This is a genomic window from Bradyrhizobium sp. AUGA SZCCT0176, from assembly GCF_018130145.1.
Lineage (GTDB): Bacteria > Pseudomonadota > Alphaproteobacteria > Rhizobiales > Xanthobacteraceae > Bradyrhizobium.
Window position 1 is genome coordinate 80,621 of sequence record NZ_JAFCMB010000009.1, and the last position, 23,033, is coordinate 103,653.

Here is a 23,033-nt window from a genome sequence, read left to right on the forward strand (position 1 = left end):
CCGGTCTATCTCTTGGCTTGTCGGGGGTGTCGTCCGGCGCGCCGACCCAGCGCGCGGTCTCGATATCGGCTGACGTATCGCGCATGAAGGTCGGGCAGATCTGCAATTCGGGAATCATCGCGCCCTTCTGCAGGCTGGCGCAGAGCAGCACCGCCCGGGCCACGTCATACGGATCGAGCATCACGGCACGTTCGCTCTCCAGCGGCGGTCGCGCGCGATTGTCCATGATCGGCGTGTTGGTCTCGCCGGGCAGGATCGTGGTCGCGCGGATCCCCTGGTTGCGGTAGGTGTTGTGCAGGAAGGTCATGAAGTTCTTCACGCCCGCCTTCGCCGCGCCATACGCAGCACCGCCCAGCAGGTTCGGATTGAGCGCCGCGAGCGACGACACGGTGATGATCGTACCCTCGCCTTTTGCGATCATGCCCGGCAGCACCGCCTGGGTGAGGTTGAATACCGCGGTGAGGTTGACGTTGACCGTGGAATTCCATTCCTCCTCGCCGATGAAGCGGGCGTTCAACACTTTGCTGGCACTGCCGGCATTGTTCACGAGAATGTCGACAGCGCCGACAATGGCGCCGACCCACGCAACCGCTTCAAGGATCGCCGCGCGAGACTCGATATCGAGGGACCGGCTGATCGCTCGGCCGCCCTGCTTCTTGATCTCCGCTGCGACTTCCTCAAGCGGTTCGATCCGGCGGCCGGTGAGCACGACGGTCGCGCCTTCCCGCGCCAGCAGGATAGAAGCCTCCCGACCGATGCCGGTGCCGGCGCCGGTGACGAGGGCTATCTTCCCATCGATCAGACCCATGATGTCTCCTATTCGGCGGCCGCAGGCGTCGCGCGCGTGTGGCGGTAGATTTCCCGGGCCGCCTCAGGGGTAATCAGTCCCTCCGCGAGATCAAGTTCGATCAGTTCGCCGACGCGCTCGGACGTCCGGCCCCATCCGCCGCCGCCGGGCGTTTCGACCTCGAGCCGATCGCCGGTCTTCAGCACGACCTTACCTTTCGGAAATTGCGGCTGGCCATTTTTTTGCACCTTCCCGGCGCTCCCGGACTGGCCATCCACCACACCGAAGCAGGGATGCCGCACGCGCTCAGAGGCCAAATAGATGCTCATGGGGCCCTTGCCGAGATTGCGCAGGATCACGCGCTGGCCGAGCCCTCCGCGATATTTGCCGGCGCCACCCGAGTCCGCAATCAGTTCCTTGCACTCGGTCAGAACGGGCACGGCGATCTCAAACATCTCGATCGCCGTTACCTTGCAGTTCGACGGAAAACTCAGGGTGTCGAGACCGTCAATCTCCGATCGCGCGCCCTGCCCGCCATGGAAGTTCTGGACCGAGCCGTACTGCGTGCCATCGTCGCGCTGGCCGACGCAATTGGCGGCCCATATCGGCGCACCGCCGCTGTCGCCCATCACCTTGTCCGGAACCACGTTCTCCAGCGCCTTGAAAATCAGCGAGGGGATGACGTGCCCGATCAGATTGCGCGAATTGCCCGCCGTCCATGCGTTCGGATTGAGGATGGAGCCTTCCGGCGCTTCGTCGGTGATCGGGGTGATACAGCCTTCATTGTTAGGCGTGTCGGGGTCCAGCAGGCATTTCAGGGCATAGACCGAATGGGCGTAACGGTAGTTGGTCCGGCAATTGATCGAGTGCAACACCTGGTCCGACGAGCCGGCATAGTCGACGTGAATGGAATCGTCCCGCACGATCACGGCCGCCTTCAGCTTGACGTCGACATCGTAGCCGTCGAGCAGCACTTCTGCCGTGTACGTGCCGTTGGGCCATTGGCGGATCGCCTTGCGGGTCTGCGCTTCCGAACGCGAATGGATGGCGTCGGCGAGATCGTCGATCTCGTCGAGCTCGTATTCATCCAGGAATTTCAGCAGCTCGCGTCCCATGACATTATTCGCCGCCACCATCGACTCGAGATCGCCCAGCACTTCCGTCGGCAGGCGCACGGACGCGGCGATGATGTCGAGCACGTCTTGGTTCGGAACGCCGGCCTTGTGCAGCTTGACGATCGGGAAGCGAATGCCTTCCTCAAAGATGTCGCTGGCCTCCGAATGCAGCGGCCTTCCGCCGACATCAGGCAAATGCGCGATCGAGCCGGCATAGGCGACGACCTTGCCGTTCTTGAAGATCGGCGTAATCATGGTGACGTCGGGCAGATGGCCGGTGCCGATCTCGGGGTCGTTGGTGGCGAGCACGTCGCCTTCGCTGAGCGTCTCGGCTGGAAACTTCGGCAGAAAATACTTTTGTGCGGCGACCGGCAGTGACGTGATGAACACCGGGATCGACCACGTGCATTGGGCAAGCGCCCGGCCGCGGCTGTCCAGCAACACGGTCACATAATCGTGGTTCTCGCGTACGATCGGTGAGAAGGCGGTACGTCCCAAAACATTGTCGGCCTGATCGGCGATGAAGATCAGGCGATTCCACATCACCTGGAGATTGATCGGATCGTTGAAATCGGGGGTATTTTTCGACATCGCGCGCCGTCCTCAGAGAATGTTGATCACGAGATTGCCGTGCCCGTCGACATGAGCGATGCCGCTTGGACCAACGACAGCCGTGGACTCGCGCTGCTCGATGATGGCCGGGCCCTTCACCGGCTGATCGAGCGGGAGCTTGTAATGATCGTAGACGGGCGTCTCGACGTAGGCGCCCAGCTCGTTGAAGTACACCGATCGCTTGCCCTTGAGGGCGTCTGCGACCTCCGCTTGATGTGGACGGGTGACCTGATCCTTGCCGCCGCTGGAACGAAGCCGCCAGGTGATGACCTCGAGCGACGCCGCTACGGTTCGGCCAAACAGCTCGCGATAGAGCTTGGTGAAGTTGTCCATCAACTGCCGGAGAAATTCGTCCTTCGGCAAATTACGGTCAGGCAACGCAACCGTAATCTCGTGGCCCTGCCCGACATAGCGCATGTCGACGGTGTAACGGTTGGTGATCGCCGCTTTCGCGACGCCGGCAGCGCTCACGACTTCGGCTCCTTGTGCGGCCAGATCGTCAAGCAGCAGCCGCATTCCGTCAAAATCCCAATTGTCTACGCCCATCGGGAAACTGGCGGACAGATCCACGGCAACAGGCGCGATGAGGAGCCCGATTGCTGATGTGACCCCGGCACCCGTCGGGCAGATGATGCGCTTGATGCCGAGCTTGCGCGCGATCCCGTAGGCATGCACCGGACCGGCGCCGCCGAAAGCCACCATCGGCAGCGAGCGTGGATCGACGCCAAGGTCGGTCGCATGCATGGCCGCCGCCTTGCTCATGGATTCATTGACGAGGTCGTGGATACCCCAGGCGCAGCGGTCGACGCTGACGTCGAGCGCGGTTGCAAGCTTTTTCATCGCCTCCTGGGCTGCATCTTTCGAGACCTTGAACGAGCCGCCGACGAAGGATTCGACGCCCATATAACCGAGCAGGATGTCGGCGTCGGTGACGGTCGGCTCGGTGCCGCCGCGCTGGTAGGCCGCCGGACCCGGAAGCGCGCCGGCCGAGCGCGGACCGACATCGAGAAGACCAAGCGGATTCTTTGCAGCGATGGATCCGCCGCCCGCGCCGATCTCGATCATCTGGATCGACTGGATCTTGAGCGGAAAACCGGACCCTTTGCGGAAGCGCTGATAATGCGCCACTTCGAGGTCGGCGCCGACGGTGGGCTCGCCATTCGGGATCAGACAGAGCTTGGCCGTGGTGCCGCCCATGTCGAACGAAAGCACGCTCGCCTCGCCCGCTGTTCTGCCGAATTCGGCGGCAGCGACCGCACCGGCGGCGGGCCCCGACTCAATCAGACGCACCGGCAATTCGGCGGCGCGCAGGCTGGGAACCAGGCCGCCGGACGACGTCATCCACAACACCTGCCGGTCGATACCCTTGTTGGCGAATTCGCGCTGCAAATGGGCGACGTGGCCGGCCATCTGCGGCCGGGTATAGGCATTGACGACCGTCGTCGAGGCGCGATCGAACTCGCGCACTTCCGGACAAACTTCCGAGGAAAGTGATACGAAGATGTCGGGGCTCTCTTCCCGCAGCAGCGCGGCAATGCGCTGTTCGTGCTTCGGGTATTTGTAGGCGTGCAGCAGGCAGACCGCGACGGATTTGATGCCCTTGCTACGCAGCCGCCCGGCGATCTCCCGGATGGCGTCTTCCTTCAATTCGGTGACCACGGCGCCATCGGCAGTCATGCGCTCCTCGGCACCGAAACTGTTGGCGCGCGTGACCAGCGGATCGGGATATCGGAGGTTCAGGTCATAGAGATCGTAGCGGCCCTCGTTGCGGATGCGCAGCATGTCCTGGAAGCCGGCGGTCGAGATGAAACCGGTTTCCACACCCTTGCGTTCGAGAACGGCGTTGGTGACGACGGTGGTGGCGCCGAGCACCTGGAGTTTGGCCAGATCGATCACGCTGGCAAAGCGGTCGAGCAATTCCGTCGCACCCTGCACCACGGCCTCCGCCGGATTTTTCGGCGTGCTCAAAACCTTGTGCAGATGCAATTCGCCGTCGTCGTCGAGCAGGGCGAAATCGGTGAAGGTGCCCCCGGTATCAAATGCGAGCTTGGCCATTGTTTCCTCGGCGCGACGGTTCTGCAGGCAGCGCGGGAACGGTCCCGAACGACCCGATGAATCATCGAGCCCGGATCACTGGAATCCCGTTATGGTTGAGGCTACGGGATGCAACTGGCGCCAGCCAACACAAGTGCGGTCTGCCGCCATAGACTTTGGTTATGGCGCCGCCCGGATCCCCTGCGGGTGCTTGCGCATCAGTTTCTCCACCACATCGAGGAGCACCGATCGGACCGCCACTGCGGGTTCCGACAGCGGTAGATGATCGGAGGTGCAAAGCGAGACCGTGGCCTCGATCACCGGACGCACCAGGCGCCTTATATCAGCGCCGGCAAAGCTCGAGGCGCCGGCGGCGACAGAGGCAGGCAATATCGTCGAACCGAGACCGTCCATGACCGCCGCCCCCAGCGACGAGACCGACTCGATTTCGGAGGCCACGTTAGGGACGACCCGCGCCCGGGCAAGGGATTCGTCGATCAGGCGGCGCAGAAAGTGGCCCCTGCTCGGCAACAGCAGCGCAACATCGGTGAGGGACGAAAGCGGCAGCGCCTCGGTCGCCGGCTTGTCGAATGCAGTTCCCGGGGGCGATACCAAAAACAGTTCCTCCCGAAACAAGGGCCGCAACACGACCCCCTTGATCGGCTCCGAACCATAGATGATCGCCATGTCCATCTTGCCGGTCATGATCAACTCGCTCAGCACATGACCGAAGCTGTCATTGATATGGACGATGATCTGGGGATGAAGCACCCTCATCTCCTTCAGGATCGGCAAGGACAGCGCACTCGACGTCGAATAGGTCGCAAGGCCGATCGAGACCCGCCCGGCCAAGGATTTCGAGGAGTTATCGATGTCGATCTTCGCCTGCTCGATCTGCTTGAGTAGCAATTGTGCATGCCGATACAATACGAGGCCGGCCTCGGTCGGCGTGATGCCAGTGTTGCTGCGTGTCAGCAGCTTGTGTTTGAAATGGCTCTCAAGGGCTGCGACCTGCTGGGACAGCGCGGGCTGAGCGGTACGCAGGATGCTGGCGGCGCGGGATACGCTGCCGGCGTCGACGATCTTCACGAAGCTCTTCAGTTTGGTGAAATCAACGCTCATGGCCCCGCCGCTTCGATCCTGCAAGATGCAGGATAGGTCGATGACGACAGGAGAACAAGGCGCTGCCGGCCCGGGCACTGTCGGCCCGGGTACTCCCGCCGCCTCAGCGCAGGTCGGCGCACGCCTTCTCGATGCGGTCGCACGCCTCCTTGATCATCTCCATCGATGTCGCGGTCGAAAGCCGGAAATACGGCGAAAGCCCATAGGCCGCGCCGTGGACCGACGCGACCCCGCCCTTGTCGAGGAGGTAGAGGACGAAGTCGAGGTCGCTGCCGATCGCCTTGCCCTCCGGCGTGACCTTGCCGATGGCACCGGCACAGCTCGGATAGAGATAGAACGCGCCGTCCGGCACGAGGCAGCGCAGATGAGGCACAGCATTCAGGCGGGCGCAGGCATAATCGCGGCGCTCCCGGTAGAGCTTGACGCTTTCGCCGACGAAGCTCTGCTCGGCGACAAGCGCGTGTGCCGCGGCGGCCTGGCTGATCGAGGACGGACAGGACGACATCTGCGACTGCAGCTTGTTGATCGCCGCGATCAGGCCGGCGGGACCTGCGGCGTAGCCGATGCGCCAGCCGGTCATCGCGTATGATTTCGAAACACCGTTGGTAAGAAGGATGCGATCCCTGAGCGCCGGCACCACTGCCGCGATCGTCGTCATCGGCTCGTCGCGGAACCAGATCTGATCGTAGATGTCGTCGGACAGCACCATGACATGTGGATGGCGGAGCAGCACCTCGCCCAGTGCCTGGAGTTCGGCCTGATCATAGGCGGCGCCCGTCGGGTTCGAGGGCGTATTGAGGATCAACCATCGCGTTCGCGGCGTGATCGCCGCCTCCAGCGCGGCCGGGGTCAATTTGAAGCCGACGTTCTCGGAGCACGCAACGATAACAGGCTTGCCGTCGTTGGCAATCACCATGTCCGGATATGACACCCAGTACGGTGCGGGGATGATGACTTCCGCGCCCTCCTCCACGCTTGCCATCAATGCCAGGAAAAGGATCTGCTTGGCGCCGCCGCCGACACAGATTTCGCTTTCCACATAGTCAAGTCCAAGGCGGCGCTTGTAGTCGGACATGATCGCAGCGCGCAGCCCCGGTGTCCCATTGACGGCGGTATATTTGGTCTCGCCGGCGTCGATCGCCGCGTGCGCAGCGGCCTTGACGTGGTTCGGGGTGTCGAAATCCGGCTCGCCGATCGTCATATCGACGATGTCGTGCCCGGCGGCCTTCAACTCGCGCACGCGAGCCGCGGCGGCCGTGGTCGGGGAAATCTTGATGCGCGACACACGCGCGGCAGGTACGAAGATGGTCACGGTAGCTTCCTCTGAACGATGATCAGTGTTCGGCTTTGGCCTCGCCCCGCATCCGGCCCGTCAGGAAGAGCTCGCCGAGCTCATCGTGGGTGATGTCCGCAGGCCTGCCGTCCCAGATTACCTTGCCGAGACGCAGGATGACCGCGCGGTGCGCGACTTCCATTGCCTTCTTGGTATTCTGCTCGACGAGCAGGATGGTTTGCCCGCCGGCGTTGATGCGCAGCAATTCGTTGAAGACGATGGCAATGGCCGCCGGGGAAAGACCGACCGACGGTTCGTCGACGAGCAGTATCTTCGGCCGTTGCAGGACGGCCATCGCCACCTCAAGCAATTGCTGCTCGCCGCCCGACATGTTGCCGGCCAGTGTGTTGCGTCGCGCTTTCAGGATCGGAAACAGGTCATAGACATAGTCGCGGTCGGCCCTGACCCTGGCGTCGCGAAGCGTATAGGCGGCCATTTGGAGATTCTCGTCGATCGTCATGACCGGAAAATTGCAGCGGCCCTGCGGCACGAAGGCGATGCCTTCGGCGAGGATCGCCCGCGACTTGTAGCCGGCGATATTCTTGCCCTGCCATTCGATGCTGCCGTCCTTGATCGTCGTCATGCCATAGAGCGACTTCAGGAGCGTCGACTTGCCCGCGCCGTTCGGCCCCATCAGCGCGACAAATTGCCCCTGCGGCACGTCGAGGTCGACGCCGTTGAGGATATCGAGCGAACCGTAGCCGGCGCGCAGACCCTTGATCGAGAGACTGGGATCAACCACCGAGATAGGCCTCCCGCACCGCCGGGTTGCGAACGATTTCGTCGGGTGTCCCTTCGGCCAGCTTGCGCCCCTGATCGAGCACGACGATTCGTTCGCAGATGTCGGTGACGACATCGATGTTGTGCTCGATCACCAGGAAGCTGACGCCAAATTTCTCGTTGGCGAAGCGGATGCTCTCGACGACGCGCTCGATCAGCTTGGGATTGATGCCGGCCATCGGCTCGTCGAGCAGGATCAGTTTGGGCTCCGGCATCAGCATCGACGCGAACTGGATCAGCTTCTGCTGGCCTCCCGACAGTTTTCCGGCGGGCTGATGACGGACATCCCAGAGCCCGGCGATCTTGATAAATTCGCGCGCGCGTTCCCGCAACGCCTCGACACGGGCGCGCGCCATGGCACCGATTCCGAAAGTGGACCAGAGGTCCGGAAAGGTGAACATCTGGCCCGCAATGACGAGGTTTTCCTCAACGTCGAGGGCGCTGAACACCACGGTCTTTTGGAACGAGCGCAGCATGCGGCCCTCGCGGGCGATGCGGTTGAGCGACCATCCCGTGATGTCCTGACCGTCGAGTTTCACCGCACCGGCGTTCGGCTTGGAGAGACCGGTCGCACAGTCGAAAAAGGTCGACTTGCCCGAGCCGTTCGGGCCGATAAGCCCGCAGATCTCGCCGCGATTGACATGCAGACTGACGTCATCGACCGCGCGCACCGCGCCGTAGGACTTGTGCAGTCCGGAGATTTCAAGGATGGGCAGACCGGTCATTTGCGCTCCCTGAGAAAGGACCAGAAGCGATCAATCAGCGGCGCAAAGCCCTTCGGGAACCAGAACACCAGCGCCAGCAGGCAGAACCCGTAGGCGATCATCCTGACTTCAGGCGCGACGCGAAGGGCTTCGGAGAGGCCGACGAACAACAGGCTGCCGAACACGACACCCGAGATCGTTCCCGCACCGCCGCCCAGGACGATGATGAGCATCGTCGTCGAATAGTACATCTGAAACGTGAGCGGACTGACCACCGTCAGGTAATGCGCATAGACGCTCCCGCCGAGACCTGCGAAAGCCGCGCTGATCATGAACACCACCAGCTTGTAGCGCCAGGTCGGAATGCCGACGGATTCGGCCAGCGTCTCGTTCTCGCGAATGGCGACCATGTTGCGCCCGGCCGCCGACCGCACGATCAGATACGCCGCGAGCGTGGCCATCACTGCGATGACCAGCACCAGATAGTAGAAGCTCGTGGTTCCCGAGATCGTGAATGATGCCGGCCCAAGCGCGAAATAGGGTTTCGGAATGCCCGACAGCCCCATGTCACCGCGGGTGAGGCTGATCCAGTTCTTGGCGATCGCCTGCCCGATGATGACGAAGCCAAGCGTACACATCACAAAGGACGTGGCGCGCAGCCTTAGCGCCGGAATGCCAAGAGGCAGGGCGATGGCCGCGGCAAGCAACCCCGCCGCTAGGAAGTTCAGATAGAACGGCGTGCCGAAACGGACCGCCATCAGGCCGGACGTATAGGCGCCGATGCCGAAGAACGCGGCCTGCGCCAGCGATAGCAGGCCGGTATAGCCGACCAGCAAATTGAGGCCGTGGGCCGGCAACAGGAAGATCAGCGCGATGATGATCGCGTGCAGGGCATAGTTGCCGAGAAACAATGGGGCCAAACAGGCGGCTACCGCCAGCGCCGCGCCGAACGGCAACCGCAGATCGCGTCGGGGCGCCGGGAGTGAGAGATCGTTGGGCGACATCGTCTGTCCTCGAACAATCAGAAGCGGGCTTGCGCGGAGAACAGCCCGTGGGGACGCCACATCAATACGAGCATCAAGGTTGCAAAACCGACGGTGTCGCGGAACTGGAGGCCGACATAGGTTGCCACCAGGCTTTCCGCGATGCCGAGGATCATCGCCGCGAAGAACGTGCCGCGAACGTTACCCAGCCCGCCCATGATGATGACCGGCAAGGTCTTGAACGTGATGATCTCGCCCATCCCGCCATAGACGCTGACATTCACCGGCGCCGTCAGCACGCCGGACAACGCCGCCAGGCAAGCTCCGAGAATGAACGTCCGAAGCGCCACTTGGGGTACGTCGATGCCGACCACCGCGCAGCACTCGATATTCTGGGACACCGCGCGCATGGCTTTTCCCATGCGGCTGTAGGTAACCATCAATTCCAGTCCGACGAAGACCAGAATGCAGACGATGATGATCAGGACACGTTGCTCTGCCAGCGTGAAGCCAAAGATCGAGACCGGCTCGATGTAGCCGCCGGAGAAGAATTTATAGCCGCCGCCGAAGACGAGGATCACGGTGTTCTGCAGGACCAGCGCGATGCCGAGCGTCGCCAGCACTCCGGTTTCCGGCGGGGCGCCCACGATGCGCTGCATCACGAACTGGCCGACGACCACAGCTATGACCGCGGTCGCCACCACGCCAATCACGATCGCAACGGGATAAGGCAGATCGAAATATTCGATCGCGAACCAGGCACCAAAGGTGCCCAGCATGTAGTATTCGCCATGCGCGAAATTGATGGCGCGCAGCACACCGAAGATCATCGTCATTCCAACGGCGACGATGGCGTAGACGGAGCCGGAAACGATGCCGTTGACGATCTGCTCGAAGATCGCGGACACCATTTTGGTTACTCCTCTTTCGCGTTCACTTGGCGGGATACTTGATTTCGGCTGCGTAGGCTCCCTTGATGGCCGGCTTGCCGTTCTCGATCTGAAGCAGGATCATCGGCAGGCGTGCCTGGTTATGATCGTCGAAGGTCACCTCGCCCATCGCGCTATCGTACTTGATCTTCGATAGGGCGTCGCGGACCTTGGCACGGTCGGCACTGCCGGCCGCTTCGATGGCCTTGGCCAGAAGATGCACGGTTTCCCAATGCACATAAGCGTGATTGTTGGGAGTCTCGCGATATTTGGCTTTGAACTTCTCCACGAAAGCGAGGCTCTTCGGAGCGTCCCACGCCGGCAGCCACGCAGCGGCCTCTACGGCGCCTTCGAGCGCCTTCGGCGCCGCCTTGATGGTGCTTTCGGTATTGAATTCCGCATTTCCGATCAGCGGTACCTTGCCGGCCAGGCCGACTTCGATCATCTGGCGCCCGATGATCGGCGTCGTGTCCGCATTGCCGTACATGATAATCGCCTGAGCACCGGAGTCGCGGATCTTGGCGAGCACACTGCGAAAATCGACCTCGCCTTCCTTGTAATAGTCCTCCGTCAGGATCGTGCCCTTGAGCCCGGGAAGATATTTCTTCGTGAAGTCGACTGCCGCGCGCCCATAGTCGGTATCGACGGAGAGCACGGCAAACTTCGTGAAGCCTCTTTTCTCGGCAGCATATTGGATGACGATGAGGGCGCGGTTTTCATCGGTCGGATAGTTACGGAACGTCCATTTGAAACCGCCGACGCCCGCAGCATAGGTGATCTTCGGGTTGGACGAGGCGGCATTGAGCAGCAATACGCCCGCGTCCTCGGCGACGGGCTGCATGGCGAGCGTCACCGAACTCGACACGTCGCCGATGATGAAGTCGACTTTGTCCAGGTCGATCAGGCGGCGCGTGGCCGAAACGCCTTCGACCGGCGTGCCCTGGCTGTCGCCCGAATTGATCGCGATCTTGCGGCCAACAACGCCGCCGGCATTATTGATTTCCTCTATGGCCAGTTGGGCTCCGCGCAGCGAGAAGGAACCGTAGCGGGCGTTCGGCCCGCTCATGGGAGCGACGATGCCAAGGCGGATCGTTGCATCCTGGGCCCAGACATCGACCGATCCAACCCCCAGCCCGATCAAGCCCATAGCGAAGCAGAATGCCCTGCGATCAAGTTTGTGCATCATGACCTCCTCCATCCAAAACACTGGCGGCTTGCCTCACCGTAGCTCACCGTCTCGCGAACGGGCGCATCCGGTTTGTGACAATGAGACTATGGTCGCGGGCCAGACCGGGGGAACCACAACTGCAATCTGCCGCCATAGCGTTTAGTTATGGCGACCTGCATGGACGCGTGCGCATATCAATTGCATCCATCCTCGGGTTACTGAGCAACAGGTCTTGCGGACTAAAAACGCCCATGCTGCGCGCGGATCTCCGCGTTCGAGGCACTCCTGGTGGGGTGGAAGGCGATCGAACGCCCCTAGGCGCTTAGCTCATTTCGAAGGCCAAAGTAATTGGATTGCCCCCGCTTTCCATACTCCGTCCGAACCTGCGATACCCTCCCCAAATACCCTAGTTCTCGGCGATCTGCGCAAGACATCGACGCTGGTACGGTCAAGCGCTATTGCGCAGGCGCTTCCGGAAAAACGCGCGCACTTCACCTCAGCACCCCGCCGCCAGCTTCCGGAACAGGCCGTCCCTGTAGAGCAACGCATGCTGATCGAGCGAGGCTGCCGCCACGACACGGCCGATATAGATGTGATGCGTCCCGGAGACGATCGAGATTACCGATCTCGCTTTGCTGCCGGCTACAACCAATGGAATCCGCGAGAGACCACGCGAGACGACTTCCGTCGAATGCTCGATGAACTCTACTGATCGCAACCCTGCACGCCGCTATTGTCGAGACCCAGCCTCGACGCAAAGTGCGAGTTAGCGCGGGCGATGACTGCGATGTCGGTATGACGTGCCGAACAACGTCATGGCAGTTTGCGGACCCAGTCGACGATGACCTTAACGACGGCCTGCGGCTGCTCGGGGATCAATGCGTGGCTCGCGCGCGGGATGATCATGACAGTGGCGCGCCCGCCGAACTCGTCGCGGCTCTCGTACCATTTTTCTCTGGGCTTGAATGGGTCGCTATCAGGCACCAGGTCCAGTATCGGCACGGCGCCCGCCTGCCAGTATTCCGCCTGGCTGGTGGCGGCGGCAGCGACGCCCTGGCCGCGGTGGGCGGCCGGCGCCCAGCCGTTCAACCAGACCGATGCATCGTGGCCTTCCAGGAAAAAACCACGGCGCAAGGCGGCGAGACGCACGTCATCCGGTAAACGCGAGTCCGCGGCCTGCTGCACATCGTCGCGCAGGTAGTCCGGAAACGTCTTCGCGGCTGCCGCGACAAGCACGATGCCGCGCACGAGTTCGGGATGATCGGTCGCCGTCATGCGGGCTACCCAGTTTCCGTAAGCATGCCCCGCGATGACCGCGGGCCCGGCCTTTTCGCGACTGATCACGAACGCAACGTCGCGCGCGAGGTCCTGCAGACGGACGCCTTCCAACGGCCCGGTGCTGCGGCCGGCGCCACGCGGTTGCGGCCTCAGCACGCGGAACCCGGCGCCAGCGATGCCGGCGGCGACCTCGTCGAAGTCCTCGGAACCGCGTCCACGCGACGGCAACATGACGACGAGCGGACCGCTGCCCTCAGCGATCAGGTCGATGGCAACGTCGTCATAGGTGACGACCTCGCGCGTTCGCGGCGCCTGCGCCGCAGTTGACGCCGCATCGCAGACGACGAACACGAAAAAGATCGCCACAGCAAGCCGGCGCATCGGAGCATCGTCGGTTTCACGCACGGAAGCGATCATGGTCGGTCAGAACGTCGGCTTACGCTTCTCGCGGAAGGCGGCCTGCGCTTCCTTGAAATCCGCCGTGGTGGCGAGCATCGCTGTCTGCGACTGCTCGAATTTGTAACCCTCCTGCAACGGCTGGTTTTCCGTGACCAGGAACGATTTCTTGGCGGCGCGCACGGCGAGCGGGCTCTTCGACGCAATCTGGCGGGCGATTCCTTGCGCCGTCTCCATGAGTTCATCGCGCGGCACCGACATTGACGCTACGCGCATGCGCAGCAATTCCTGCCCGGTGACGCGACGCGCCGTGTAGATCATCAGGCGAGCATCCGACTCGCCGAAATGGCGGCGCACATGGGCGACGCCGCCCGCGAGCACATAATCGACCTCGGTCATCGACAGATAGGCATCGTCCGCGGCGACGATGATGTCGCAACAGAGCGCCAGCACGCAGCCGGCGCCGATGGCCCCGCCGTTGAGCGCCGCGATCACCGGCTTTTCGCACTCCATGACGCAGTTGAAGCCTTCACGCACTTTACGTCCGTGGGTCGTGTAGGCGCCCGGCACGCTCGGGTCGGGGCGGTCTTTGAGGTCGGCGCCGGCCGAAAACAGCTTGCCCTGCCCGGTGAGCACGATGGCGCGAACGTCCGGTCGCTGTCCCAAACTGTCAAAAATCCGCGTGATCTCTTCCCGGAATTTTCCATTCTGGGCATTCACCGGCGGCAGGTTGATCGTGACCGTCGCGACGTAGTCGGCGACGTCAACGAGGCAGGTTTCATAGGTCTCGGTCATCGTGGTTTCCTCTCAGTCAAGCGGGGCTGCGGCGTCGAACCCGTAGAGCCGTGCGGGATTATCGACGAGAATGCGGGTGCGAAGCGCGGCGTCGCCCGTCCAGGCGTCGAACAGATCAAGCAAATGCCCGGCATCCGGCGCGGGTGACAGGCGCACATAGGGCCAATCGGAGCCCCACAACACGCGGTCGGGATTGGCTTGGACAAGCGCGTCATGAAGCGGACGCACGTCGGCGTATTCGGGCGCAGCCGACGACACCCGGCAGATTGACAATTTGACCCAGATCCGCGCCTCGCGCAGCGCCGCGAGCAGCAGCTGAAAGCCCGGGTCGGCAACGCCGCGGGCGGGATCCGGCTTGCCCATGTGGTCGAGCACGAGAGGCACGCCGAGCGGCAGCAGGCGCGGCAACCACTCGAGATATTGGACGGTGCCGGCCCAGAGCTGGGCGTGCAGTCCGTGCTCGCGAATTCTCGGCGCCAACGCGACGAACTGATCGAAGCCGACGCTGCCGGGGTAGCGCACGCCGCCAGGAGCGTGTGCCTCGACAAAGCGCAGGCCGACGATGTCTCCGAGCTTCCAGGCAGCGAGCGTCGCGTCGCTCACCGTTGTATCGGCTGCGGCTACGGCCTTGAGCGCGCCCGCGGAGGCGGCAAGGGCATTCAGCATCGCCGACGGATCGAAGCCGTAGGGCGCCGCCTGGGTCAGGACGCCGCGCGCAAAGCCGAGTTTCGTGCGAATCTTCGCGTGCACATCGGGCGTGGCTTCGGGAAGCGCATAGACAGACGGCGCAGACGAAACGAAGCGGTCAAATGGGCCGAACACGTGGCTGTGCACATCGCACGCGCCCGGTGGAAGCGGCCGTCGCGGCGGGCTGGCGTCCGGAGCGATGATCGTTGGCGGCTGCGATGCTCCGGTCATGACTTTTCCGATCTGGAAACAAGCGCCGGCGGCAATAGCGTCAACCCGTTGCCGAGTTGTTTCAGCGGCGGCTCGACGCCGTCGGGAAGCGGGATCTCATGCGAGTTGAGCGTCATCGAGACCATCGTGTAGTAGCCCACGAGTGCGGTCAGTTCGACGACACCGCGCACGCCCCAGCGCTGCTCGACCTCGCGATAGGTGGTGACATCCGGCTCGCCCTGCTGCTGGAGCTGGCGGGCAAATTCGTAGACGATGGTTTCGTCGCGGGTTTCAAACTGCGGCGCCTTGCCTACGCGGATCGCTTCGATGGCGGCCGCGGCCAACCCAGCTTCGCCTGCCGCTCTGGCGTGCACCCACCACTCGATCTGGCTGGTCCAGCGCCGGCCAGTCACCAGAATCGCAAGCTCTTTCAGCAATGGCGGCAGGCACGTCTGGTAGCGCAGATATTCCCCGAGGCTCGACCAGCGCGCCGCAAGTTCCGGAGAGTGGATGACGGCACGCAGCGGCCCGATCAACTGTCCGCGCGGCCCAGACACGGCCGCATCGTAGACGCGACGCTGATCCGCGCTCATCTCATCGGGGGTTGGCAGAGGAATGCGCGCCATGACTTTCCTTCGCATCGCTTGATTTCAGATGATGCCGCGCGCCGCGAGCGCATGGATGGCCGCTGCGTCGAAGCCGATCTCGGCCAGGACTTCGTGCGTATGTTGGCCGAGCAATGGCGGCGCGGCGTCGAAGCTCAACGCGGCATCCTTAAAGCGCATCGGATTGACGACTTGCGGCACAGTGCCGGCACTTTGGTGAGGCAAGTGCCGCAGCATCTGCCGGTGCTTGATCTGCGGGTCGTCGAACACCTGCGGAATGGAGTTGATCGGCGCGCACGGCACGCCGGCGGCATCGAGCCGTGCGGCAAGATCGTCGCGCGAAAAATCGCGGAAACGCTCCGTCAGCAGGCCGGTCAGCATGGCGTTGTTGCGAACGCGATCGGCATTTCTGGCGAAACATGCGTCGGTCGACCACGTAGACCGCCCGATAGCTTCGCACAGCTTGGAGAACTGCCCATCGTTGCCGACCGCGAGCACGAGATGCCCGTCGGCGCAGGCAAATACGTCCTGCGGCTGGATGTTCGGATGACGGTTGCCGCCGCGTTGCGGCGTCTTTCCGCCAACCAGAAAATTCATCGCCTGATTGGCGAGGAACGCGGCCTGCACATCGAGCATCGCAAGGTCGATCGTTTCGCCTTGGCCGGTCTCGTTGCGCCGGGCGACCGCGGCAAGGATGGCGACCGCTGCGTACATGCCGGTCATGATGTCGACGACCGGCACGCCAACCTTCTGCGGGCCGCCGCCGGGCTGGCCGTCGCGTTCGCCCGTGATGCTCATCAGGCCACCCATGGCCTGAATGGCGAAATCATAGGCGGCCTGGTTGCTACGCGGCCCGTCCTGGCCGAAGCCGGTGATGGAGCAATAGATCAGCTTCGGGTGCTTCGCGCGCAGCGTCGCCGCGTCGAGGCCGTAGCGAGCAAGCGCGCCAGCCTTGAAATTCTCGATCACAATGTCGACGTCAGCAGCCAGCCGGCGCACCAACTCCTGACCCTCGGGCGCGGCCAGATCGATGGCGACCGAGCGCTTGGCCCGATTGACCGACAGGTAGTAGCCCGACTCCTTCGTGGGCTTGCCGTCACGATCTTCCAGAAACGGCGGCCCCCATGAACGCGTGTCGTCGCCGCTGCCGGGACGCTCGATCTTGATGACGTCGGCGCCGAGATCGGCAAGCATTTGCGTTGCCCACGGCGCCGCCATGATGCGACCAAGGTCCAGCACCTTGAGATGCGACAGCGGACCAGTGCGCTGCCGTTTGTCCGTTTCAGCCATCGACGATCTCCGTGGCCTTGGCGGACGGGCGCTCGCTGAACGATTGATACCATGCCGTGAGTGCCGGGTGACCGGCCCGCCAGTTGAGATCGGCAAAGCGGAAGTCGAGATACGACAGGGCACAGCCGATTGCGATGTGGCCGATGTCGAACGGCGCATCGCCAAGACGCGGCGCGAGCTGCTCGAAACGCTCGAGCGCCGCGCGCGTCTTCAGCGCAAAGCCTGCGATCCATTCCGGCGTCTGCCGGGCTTGCGGCTTGTCGCGCTCGTTCCGCCAGAGGATCAGCACGTCGAGCAAGCCGTTGGCCAAGGCGTGCCGGGTAAGGGTATTCCAGCGCTCCGGCTTTGACGCGGGAAACAACCGGCCGCCGCCCGCGAGCGCGTCGAAATATTCGCAGATCGTCAGGCTGTCGAAGATCGCCGTTCCATCGTCCAGGACCAGCGTCGGAATTTTGCCGACGGGGTTGTCCGACAGCAGCGCCTCGTTCGGCTTCGACATGGCGACGACGGTGCGCAGCAGCGTCAGCCGTTGCTCAAGCCCGAGCTCATGCGCCGCGATCATCACTTTGCGGACGAACGGGGACCGTGGGGACCAGTGCAGCTTCACGATGGGAACTCTTTTCGGTACCTAAAGCGCTAAAAGCTAGCTTTATAGCCTTTTTGATGCGCTGTCTACTGCAGACCGCACACGCGCTGCCGCGGCACGGCTCAGCGCAACTTGATATCGACCCGCACCAGGTCACCGCGATAGATGCCGTCTGCGATGAGCACGATGTAGCCTTCCTCATCGACGGCGGTACGCTGGACGAAAGCGACGGGTGCATTAAGCGGCACGCCGAGCAGTTCGGCTGTCTCGAGATCGGCACCGCCGATCGTCAATGTCTGTTGCGCATCCTTGATGACGAGGCCTGGAACGTCAGCCACCAGCTTCAGCGCCGTCTTCGACGTGAACGCGTCGGGCGGAATGCGCGGCACGAGCCGCTCGTCGATGAACACGTCCGCGAGCAGAAAGGCTTCACCGTCGCGCGAGTGCCTGCGCTGCAGCCGTTTGTAGCTCGGAGCCAACTCACCGATGCCGTGCGGCACGATCATCGGGAGCTGACCGTCGGCGGCCGACAGCACTTCGATCGTGGCGCCCTCGCGTGCACGGAGCAACCCCGCGAAATTGGTCTCCATCGTACACCACAGATGATCCTTGGGCTGGCGGCGCACGAACGTGCCCTTGGCGCGGAACCGCTCGATCAATTGCTCACTCTCGAGGATGCCGAGCGCCTGCCGGAGCGTTGCCCGTGCGACGCCCACCTCGGAAGCGAGTTCATCGACCGTCGGGATCTGCTCGCCGACTTTCCACCGTCCCGTCTCGATATGTCGGCGGAACAGGGTTGCCAGCTGGATGTAACGCGGCACGGCGCTTTGGCTGAGGGTGCTCATGACAACGTCTGCATATATGGGATTCCGGCCTGACTTGCAGTAAATAGGATAATAACCTAGCCTAACGACCTGTTACATTCAAGATCGCATTCCGCGTCATGGCGCTTGCCTGCGCAAAAAAGGAGGGGAGGCCATGGCTTCTGTAATCCGTCTCATGCTGCCAACACGTCTTGCCTGCGCCGCATCGGCCCTGGCGTTTGTTGCTGCCATGGCAGGCCCACTTCCGACGGCCGAGGCCCAGGACTTCCCGGCGAAACCGATCACGCTGATTATCCCGTTCCCGGCGGGCGGCGCGACCGACATCGCGGGGCGTGTACTCGCCGAGAGGATGGCGATCTCGCTCAAGCAGCCGATCGTTGTCGACAACCGCGCCGGCGCCGCGGGCGCCATCGGCATCAAGGCGGTCGCGACGGCGGCGCCCGACGGCTATACGCTCGGCGTCAGCGGCGTCGGCACCACGGCATTGCTTGAACCGCTCGGACGTAATCTTGGCTTCAGCCCCGGCAATGATCTCAACTATGTCGGCCATATGGGCTCGTCGGCGATGCTGATCGCCGCCAAGTCCGATCTTGGCGCGAAGTCGATGTCAGAATTGATCGCGCTGGCCAGATCGAAGCCGGAGCAGTTGACCTATGGCACATCGGGGATCGGCTCGCCCGGCCATCTCGCGATGGAATGGCTGTTGTTCGACGCCGGCGTCAAAATCATGCACTTGCCCTACAGGGGTAACGCGCCGCTGTTGAATGACCTTGTCGGCAAGCACGCCGACCTCGGTGTACTGACCATCCCCGGCACGTCGGATCAAGTGAAGGCCGGCAATATCGTTCCGATTGCCGTGACGAGTACCGTGCGCTCCGATGAACTTCCCGACGTCCCGACCACGCGTGAGGCCGGGATCAGGGATTTTGCGGCCGAGTTGTGGAATGTGCTGGTCGCACCGAAAGGCACACCTCAGCCGATCGTGGACAAGATCAGCGCCGCCCTCGCCGAGGCGATGAAGGATCCACGCGTGCACGCCCGGTTCAAAGCCAACGGCCTTGTGCCTGTGACCATGACGCCAGCCGAAACCCGCGCCTTCGTCGATACCGAACGTGCCAAGTGGGCCGATGTTGTCAGGAAATCCGGAGTGAAAGCCGATTGAGCGGGACGTCAGCTGCATTTGTGGGGACTCTCGAAAATACCCATTGCGAGGTCGGCATACTCACAAAGGATGTTGCCGATGCCGGCGACGTCTCCACTCACGGGCGAATCCACCAGCGCGATGTTCTTTGCCGCGAGAACCCCTTCAGAGGCCCGTCATCTTGAGCACAGCCTCGGGCAGGCGTTCGCCCTGGACTGCGATCTTCAAAAGCGCTGTTGCGATCGCCTACAGATCTTTTGCCGAAAGATCGCGATCAATTGATGCCGCGGCAGGTTGGGCGTGATCGTGATATCGCCGATCTCGGACGATGCGTTGCATTCGAGCTTCGTAGTCGCCTTACTCGTCGCGAACGCCTCCAGCTATCCCTCGGGCCGGGTGGAGTACGACTGACACGCTGACCGGCGACGTTCACTGCCGCTGTGCCGCGGCGAATCAACCGTGGCGCTTCACCGAGCGGCGACCAGACACCGCCTTCATCATTTGATCGACAGCCCAGATCGGGCGTTCGTTCGGCCAAAAGAAAAAAGTGGAACGTTAGCCATCGGCGCACCGGCGTCAAATCCCACGCATTGAGTGCGGGTGCTATGTCGGAGGAACTGTCGTTGGCCCCCTGGGCGGCACCTCGCGTAATGCGTCTCTCATCGGCATGCCCTGCTGCGCGCCGGCCTTGAGGCAACTCAAGCCGGCGGCCTCGCATCCGACTTCCAACGCCTTTTTGAGCGACGATTTTTCGCCAATCATGGAAGCAAAGGCGCCAACAAACGTATCGCCGGCACCGATGGTGTCGACCGGTTGGATGCTCGGCGCCGGCGCGCGAAAACGGGTATCGTCGGCCGTCACGGCTATGGCTCCCTGTGCTCCAGCTGTCACCACGCAAGTCAACCCGCCGGATCTGGCCAGCCAGCCGCAGGCGGCCTCGAAATCCGTCACGCCTGCGTCGAGCGCGGCAGCAAGGTCGAGCGCCTCGTGCTCGTTGACGATGAGGTAATCCGTCGCGTCGAGCAGACCGCGGATCGTCGCGCCTATCATCTGATCCGGGACCGGCGCCAGGTTCCAGATGACTTTGCCATTGGCCGACTTGACTTTGCACGCCAGGTGGAGGGACTCGGCGTACGGCACCTCCATCTGCAGCACCAGAACGGTGTCGGCGTTCAAGAGTGTCTCCGAGACGTCGGCGGCGCATGCCGTATTGTTAGCGCCGCTTGCCACCGTGATCGCGTTTTCTCCGTTCGGATCTACGGTGATGAACGCGCAGCCCGTCGGCTCATGGACCCTGACGATACGGCTCGTGTCGATGCCGTTGCCGGTCAGGTTCTTGAGAGCCTCATCACCAAACACGTCCTGCCCCAGCCGGCCCGCCATACGGACCTTTCCAGGACCGGCGATCCGTGCGGCGGCGACTGCCTGGTTGGCTCCCTTTCCACCGAAGTGGATTTCATAGGATGGAGCGAGCACCGTCCGGCCGGGGCCGGGAATGACCGGCACTCTGGCGACCAGATCGACATTGAGTGAGCCGAACACAAGGATCATCGCCCGCCCCCAAGCAAAAACCTCAGCCTTCCGCATCCATTTCGTGAAGCTTCTGGACGCGTCGCCGGAAATCCTCTTCCGTCGAAAACTCGGCGGCAAGAAACGAGGAGATCAGATCGTTGGCGAGCCACGGTCCGACGATCTGGGCGCCAATGCACATGACATTCACATCATCATGCTCGACGCTCTGATGGGCCGAATGGACGTCGTGACAGACCGCGGCGCGGATGCCCTTCATTTTGTTGGCCGCAATCGAGGCACCGACACCGGTACCGCACACCATGATGCCGCGCGCGACTTCGCCAGAAGTGACCTTCTTGGCCACGGCCCGCGCGATATCGGGAAAATCCACCGGCTTCTCGTCATAGGAGCCGACATCGACGACCTCGTGGCCGAGGCTGCGGATATGGTCGATGACGGCTTGCTTGAGCGGCCAGCCGGCGTGGTCGGATCCTATGACGAGGCGCATGTGATTTCCATTTCGTTGTTCTTGGGACCGTGACAGCCGCACCCGGCTGTCACGGTTGGGCTTCGTTCAACCACGCATGTCGGGCGGCAGCTCGACCCCGTGGAATTTCTTGTAGATGGCGTTGAGCTTGCCGTTTTTGACGTTTTCGGTGATCCACGCGTTGAGCTTCTCCAGGAGGCGCGGCTCACCCTTCTTCAGCCCGATGGCGAGTTCGAAGCTGGCGAGCGGGATCTTGGATTCGAAAATGCGCGCCGGATTCTTGACGCCAATCTGGTTGATGATCGTGGCCGACGAGCCGACGCAATCGACCTGGCCGGAGACGGCCGCCGTCACGCCGGTGGCATCGTCATCATAGCGCGCGATCTTCAGCTCCTTGTCCTTCATATTCGACAGCATCGTATCCTGCGTGGTGCCGCGCGAGACGCCCACGGTCTTGTCCTTAAGGTCCGGCCAGTCCTTGACGTTCAGTGACTTCAGACAACCGATATCCGATTGCAGCGTGGCGTACTTCTTCGAGAAATCGATAACCTTGGCCCGCTCAGGCGTGACCGACAGGGTGGATATGATGATATCGGCCTTGCCGGTCTGCACATTCGGGATCCGCGTCGCGCCAGTCGTCTGGATGAATTCCAGCTCGAGGCCCCAATCCTTGGCCAGCATCTCGGCAACTTCGACATCGGAGCCGGTCGGCTTCATGCTGCTGTCCATCATGCCGGACGGCGGGATCGCAAGGTCGGTCGAGATGCGGATCTTCTTGGCCTTGGTGATGTCGTCGAGCAGGTCGGCAAAAGCCGGCTGCGCTGCCAGTGCGAGAAGGCAACATGCCGAAATGGCCGCGCCCAAAAGTTTCCTGTTTTTCATCATTTGTTTTCCTCCGGTTATGATTTCAAATTGCCCGTGCCGACGAACTGCGCGAGTTCGAGGGTAGTTGGCGACGTCAGGATCGAGGCCGGCCCGGTTTCGTGAACCTTGCCGCGATGCATGAAGACGATCCGATCGGCGATGCCTTTGGCAAAACCCATTTCGTGCGTGACCATCATCATGGTCATGCCATCGGCAGCGAGCTGTTCGATTACCTTCAGGACTTCGCCTGTCAGTTCGGGATCGAGCGCCGAAGTCACCTCGTCGAACAGCATGACCTTGGGCTGCATTGCGAGTGAACGCGCGATGGCGGCACGCTGCTGCTGACCACCGGATAGCTGCTCGGGATAGGCATGAATCTTCTCTTCGAGGCCGACCTGCGCCAGCACCTTGTGCGCCAGCGCTTTCGCTTCGGACAGGCACATTCGTTTCACCGAGCAGGGCGCCAGCGTGATGTTCTGCTCGATCGTGAGGTGCGGAAACAGGTTGTAGCTCTGGAATACGATACCGACATCCTGTCGCAGAGCCCGCAGATCGACGTCTGGAAGATCAACCCTGCGCCCGCAGACGGTGATCTCGCCTCCGTCGACCTTCTCGAACCGGTCGATGCAGCGTAGCGCGGTGCTCTTGCCGGAACCCGACCGGCCGATGACGGCAAGGACCTCGCCGCGCTCGACGGTAAAGCTCACGCCATCGAGCACCTTCAGCGAGCCAAAGCTCTTCTGCACGTCGCGGAGCGACACGATGGGAGTGGAAGATGCGGGTTGCTGCAT

At 62.6% G+C, this 23,033-nt stretch carries 22 protein-coding genes and 1 pseudogene; 1 reads left to right on the forward strand and 22 read right to left on the reverse strand.

Going from position 1 to position 23,033, the window contains the following annotated elements; genetic code table 11:
- Positions 1-10: 10 nt before the first annotated feature.
- The 18 genes and pseudogenes from JQ600_RS21685 to JQ600_RS21770 form a co-directional block, all read right to left on the reverse strand.
- Positions 11-808 (reverse strand): annotated as a pseudogene (locus JQ600_RS21685) (SDR family oxidoreductase); the annotation flags it as partial.
- Positions 809-816: 8 nt separating this feature from the next.
- Positions 817-2,493: a hydantoinase B/oxoprolinase family protein gene (locus JQ600_RS21690; protein ID WP_212268190.1), complete on the reverse strand. Its 1,677-nt coding sequence runs from the start codon at positions 2,491-2,493 to the stop codon at positions 817-819.
- Positions 2,494-2,505: 12 nt separating this feature from the next.
- Positions 2,506-4,569 (reverse strand): hydantoinase/oxoprolinase family protein, encoded by a 2,064-nt coding sequence (locus JQ600_RS21695; protein ID WP_212385922.1) that lies wholly within the window; start codon positions 4,567-4,569, stop codon positions 2,506-2,508.
- 159 nt (positions 4,570-4,728) lie between these two features.
- Positions 4,729-5,670: a nitrogen assimilation transcriptional regulator NAC gene (gene nac, locus JQ600_RS21700; RefSeq protein ID WP_212385921.1), complete on the reverse strand. Its 942-nt coding sequence runs from the start codon at positions 5,668-5,670 to the stop codon at positions 4,729-4,731.
- A 103-nt stretch (positions 5,671-5,773) separates the two neighbouring features.
- A complete protein-coding gene (locus JQ600_RS21705; RefSeq protein WP_212268196.1) occupies positions 5,774-6,982 on the reverse strand; it encodes an aspartate transaminase in 1,209 nt (402 codons plus the stop codon).
- A gap of 22 nt (positions 6,983-7,004) precedes the next feature.
- On the reverse strand, positions 7,005-7,745 hold the full coding sequence (locus JQ600_RS21710; RefSeq protein WP_212385920.1) for an ABC transporter ATP-binding protein: 741 nt from the start codon (positions 7,743-7,745) through the stop codon (positions 7,005-7,007).
- Positions 7,738-8,508 (reverse strand): ABC transporter ATP-binding protein, encoded by a 771-nt coding sequence (locus tag JQ600_RS21715; protein ID WP_212268200.1) that lies wholly within the window; start codon positions 8,506-8,508, stop codon positions 7,738-7,740. Before JQ600_RS21715 ends, JQ600_RS21710 begins: the two co-directional genes overlap by 8 nt.
- Positions 8,505-9,491 carry a branched-chain amino acid ABC transporter permease gene (locus tag JQ600_RS21720; protein WP_212385919.1) on the reverse strand — a complete coding sequence of 329 codons (987 nt, stop codon included), beginning with the start codon at positions 9,489-9,491 and terminating at the stop codon, positions 8,505-8,507. The genes JQ600_RS21715 and JQ600_RS21720 overlap by 4 nt, the downstream gene beginning before the upstream one ends.
- A 17-nt stretch (positions 9,492-9,508) precedes the next feature.
- Positions 9,509-10,381: a branched-chain amino acid ABC transporter permease gene (locus JQ600_RS21725; RefSeq protein ID WP_212268204.1), complete on the reverse strand. Its 873-nt coding sequence runs from the start codon at positions 10,379-10,381 to the stop codon at positions 9,509-9,511.
- Positions 10,382-10,403: 22 nt separating this feature from the next.
- Positions 10,404-11,546, reverse strand: a complete 1,143-nt coding sequence (locus JQ600_RS21730) for an ABC transporter substrate-binding protein (protein WP_409363253.1) — start codon at positions 11,544-11,546, stop codon at positions 10,404-10,406.
- A gap of 517 nt (positions 11,547-12,063) precedes the next feature.
- On the reverse strand, positions 12,064-12,285 hold the full coding sequence (locus tag JQ600_RS21735; RefSeq protein ID WP_212385918.1) for a hypothetical protein: 222 nt from the start codon (positions 12,283-12,285) through the stop codon (positions 12,064-12,066).
- A 95-nt stretch (positions 12,286-12,380) separates the two neighbouring features.
- Positions 12,381-13,262, reverse strand: a complete 882-nt coding sequence (locus tag JQ600_RS21740; protein ID WP_212385917.1) for an alpha/beta fold hydrolase — start codon at positions 13,260-13,262, stop codon at positions 12,381-12,383.
- Between the two features lie 6 nt (positions 13,263-13,268).
- The gene (locus tag JQ600_RS21745) at positions 13,269-14,036 is read right to left on the reverse strand and encodes an enoyl-CoA hydratase/isomerase family protein (protein WP_212268212.1); all 768 of its coding nucleotides are present in this window, start codon (positions 14,034-14,036) and stop codon (positions 13,269-13,271) included.
- 12 nt (positions 14,037-14,048) lie between these two features.
- The gene (locus tag JQ600_RS21750) at positions 14,049-14,954 is read right to left on the reverse strand and encodes an amidohydrolase family protein (RefSeq protein WP_212385916.1); all 906 of its coding nucleotides are present in this window, start codon (positions 14,952-14,954) and stop codon (positions 14,049-14,051) included.
- Positions 14,951-15,559, reverse strand: coding sequence for a carboxymuconolactone decarboxylase family protein (locus tag JQ600_RS21755; RefSeq protein WP_212385915.1), 609 nt, complete (start codon positions 15,557-15,559; stop codon positions 14,951-14,953). The genes JQ600_RS21750 and JQ600_RS21755 overlap by 4 nt, the downstream gene beginning before the upstream one ends.
- 24 nt (positions 15,560-15,583) lie before the next feature.
- Positions 15,584-16,828, reverse strand: a complete 1,245-nt coding sequence (locus tag JQ600_RS21760; RefSeq protein ID WP_212385914.1) for a CaiB/BaiF CoA-transferase family protein — start codon at positions 16,826-16,828, stop codon at positions 15,584-15,586.
- Positions 16,821-17,435: a glutathione S-transferase family protein gene (locus JQ600_RS21765; protein WP_212268219.1), complete on the reverse strand. Its 615-nt coding sequence runs from the start codon at positions 17,433-17,435 to the stop codon at positions 16,821-16,823. The genes JQ600_RS21760 and JQ600_RS21765 overlap by 8 nt, the downstream gene beginning before the upstream one ends.
- A 101-nt stretch (positions 17,436-17,536) precedes the next feature.
- Complete coding sequence (locus tag JQ600_RS21770; RefSeq protein WP_212385913.1) at positions 17,537-18,259, reverse strand: GntR family transcriptional regulator; 723 nt, start codon at positions 18,257-18,259, stop codon at positions 17,537-17,539.
- Positions 18,260-18,392: 133 nt separating this feature from the next.
- Here JQ600_RS21770 and JQ600_RS21775 point away from each other — a divergent pair, with 133 nt between their 5' ends.
- Positions 18,393-19,400, forward strand: a complete 1,008-nt coding sequence (locus JQ600_RS21775; protein WP_212490088.1) for a tripartite tricarboxylate transporter substrate binding protein — start codon at positions 18,393-18,395, stop codon at positions 19,398-19,400.
- Positions 19,401-19,982: 582 nt separating this feature from the next.
- Here the strand turns inward: JQ600_RS21775 and JQ600_RS21780 are convergent.
- From JQ600_RS21780 to JQ600_RS21795, 4 genes are all read right to left on the reverse strand, one after another.
- Positions 19,983-20,930 (reverse strand): ribokinase, encoded by a 948-nt coding sequence (locus JQ600_RS21780; protein WP_212385911.1) that lies wholly within the window; start codon positions 20,928-20,930, stop codon positions 19,983-19,985.
- A 22-nt stretch (positions 20,931-20,952) separates the two neighbouring features.
- Entirely contained in the window at positions 20,953-21,399 is a 447-nt protein-coding gene (rpiB, locus tag JQ600_RS21785; protein WP_212385910.1) for a ribose 5-phosphate isomerase B, read from the reverse strand.
- Between the two features lie 66 nt (positions 21,400-21,465).
- Complete coding sequence (locus tag JQ600_RS21790) at positions 21,466-22,260, reverse strand: transporter substrate-binding domain-containing protein (RefSeq protein ID WP_212268228.1); 795 nt, start codon at positions 22,258-22,260, stop codon at positions 21,466-21,468.
- 17 nt (positions 22,261-22,277) lie between these two features.
- Complete coding sequence (locus JQ600_RS21795; RefSeq protein ID WP_212490100.1) at positions 22,278-23,033, reverse strand: amino acid ABC transporter ATP-binding protein; 756 nt, start codon at positions 23,031-23,033, stop codon at positions 22,278-22,280.

Excerpts from the sequence above, each read along its gene's own strand:
- JQ600_RS21690 (WP_212268190.1), bottom strand. The coding sequence starts at position 2,493 with ATGTCGAAAAATACCCCCGATTTCAACGATCCGATCAATCTCCAGGTG.
- JQ600_RS21695 (WP_212385922.1), bottom strand. The coding sequence starts at position 4,569 with ATGGCCAAGCTCGCATTTGATACCGGGGGCACCTTCACCGATTTCGCC.
- nac (WP_212385921.1), bottom strand. The coding sequence starts at position 5,670 with ATGAGCGTTGATTTCACCAAACTGAAGAGCTTCGTGAAGATCGTCGAC.
- JQ600_RS21715 (WP_212268200.1), bottom strand. The coding sequence starts at position 8,508 with ATGACCGGTCTGCCCATCCTTGAAATCTCCGGACTGCACAAGTCCTAC.
- JQ600_RS21720 (WP_212385919.1), bottom strand. The coding sequence starts at position 9,491 with ATGTCGCCCAACGATCTCTCACTCCCGGCGCCCCGACGCGATCTGCGG.
- JQ600_RS21725 (WP_212268204.1), bottom strand. The coding sequence starts at position 10,381 with ATGGTGTCCGCGATCTTCGAGCAGATCGTCAACGGCATCGTTTCCGGC.
- JQ600_RS21730 (WP_409363253.1), bottom strand. The coding sequence starts at position 11,546 with ATGGGCTTGATCGGGCTGGGGGTTGGATCGGTCGATGTCTGGGCCCAG.
- JQ600_RS21740 (WP_212385917.1), bottom strand. The coding sequence starts at position 13,262 with ATGATCGCTTCCGTGCGTGAAACCGACGATGCTCCGATGCGCCGGCTT.
- JQ600_RS21745 (WP_212268212.1), bottom strand. The coding sequence starts at position 14,036 with ATGACCGAGACCTATGAAACCTGCCTCGTTGACGTCGCCGACTACGTC.
- JQ600_RS21750 (WP_212385916.1), bottom strand. The coding sequence starts at position 14,954 with ATGACCGGAGCATCGCAGCCGCCAACGATCATCGCTCCGGACGCCAGC.
- JQ600_RS21755 (WP_212385915.1), bottom strand. The coding sequence starts at position 15,559 with ATGGCGCGCATTCCTCTGCCAACCCCCGATGAGATGAGCGCGGATCAG.
- JQ600_RS21760 (WP_212385914.1), bottom strand. The coding sequence starts at position 16,828 with ATGGCTGAAACGGACAAACGGCAGCGCACTGGTCCGCTGTCGCATCTC.
- JQ600_RS21770 (WP_212385913.1), bottom strand. The coding sequence starts at position 18,259 with ATGAGCACCCTCAGCCAAAGCGCCGTGCCGCGTTACATCCAGCTGGCA.
- JQ600_RS21775 (WP_212490088.1), top strand. The coding sequence starts at position 18,393 with ATGGCTTCTGTAATCCGTCTCATGCTGCCAACACGTCTTGCCTGCGCC.
- JQ600_RS21780 (WP_212385911.1), bottom strand. The coding sequence starts at position 20,930 with ATGATCCTTGTGTTCGGCTCACTCAATGTCGATCTGGTCGCCAGAGTG.
- rpiB (WP_212385910.1), bottom strand. The coding sequence starts at position 21,399 with ATGCGCCTCGTCATAGGATCCGACCACGCCGGCTGGCCGCTCAAGCAA.
- JQ600_RS21790 (WP_212268228.1), bottom strand. The coding sequence starts at position 22,260 with ATGAAAAACAGGAAACTTTTGGGCGCGGCCATTTCGGCATGTTGCCTT.
- JQ600_RS21795 (WP_212490100.1), bottom strand. The coding sequence starts at position 23,033 with ATGCAGCAACCCGCATCTTCCACTCCCATCGTGTCGCTCCGCGACGTG.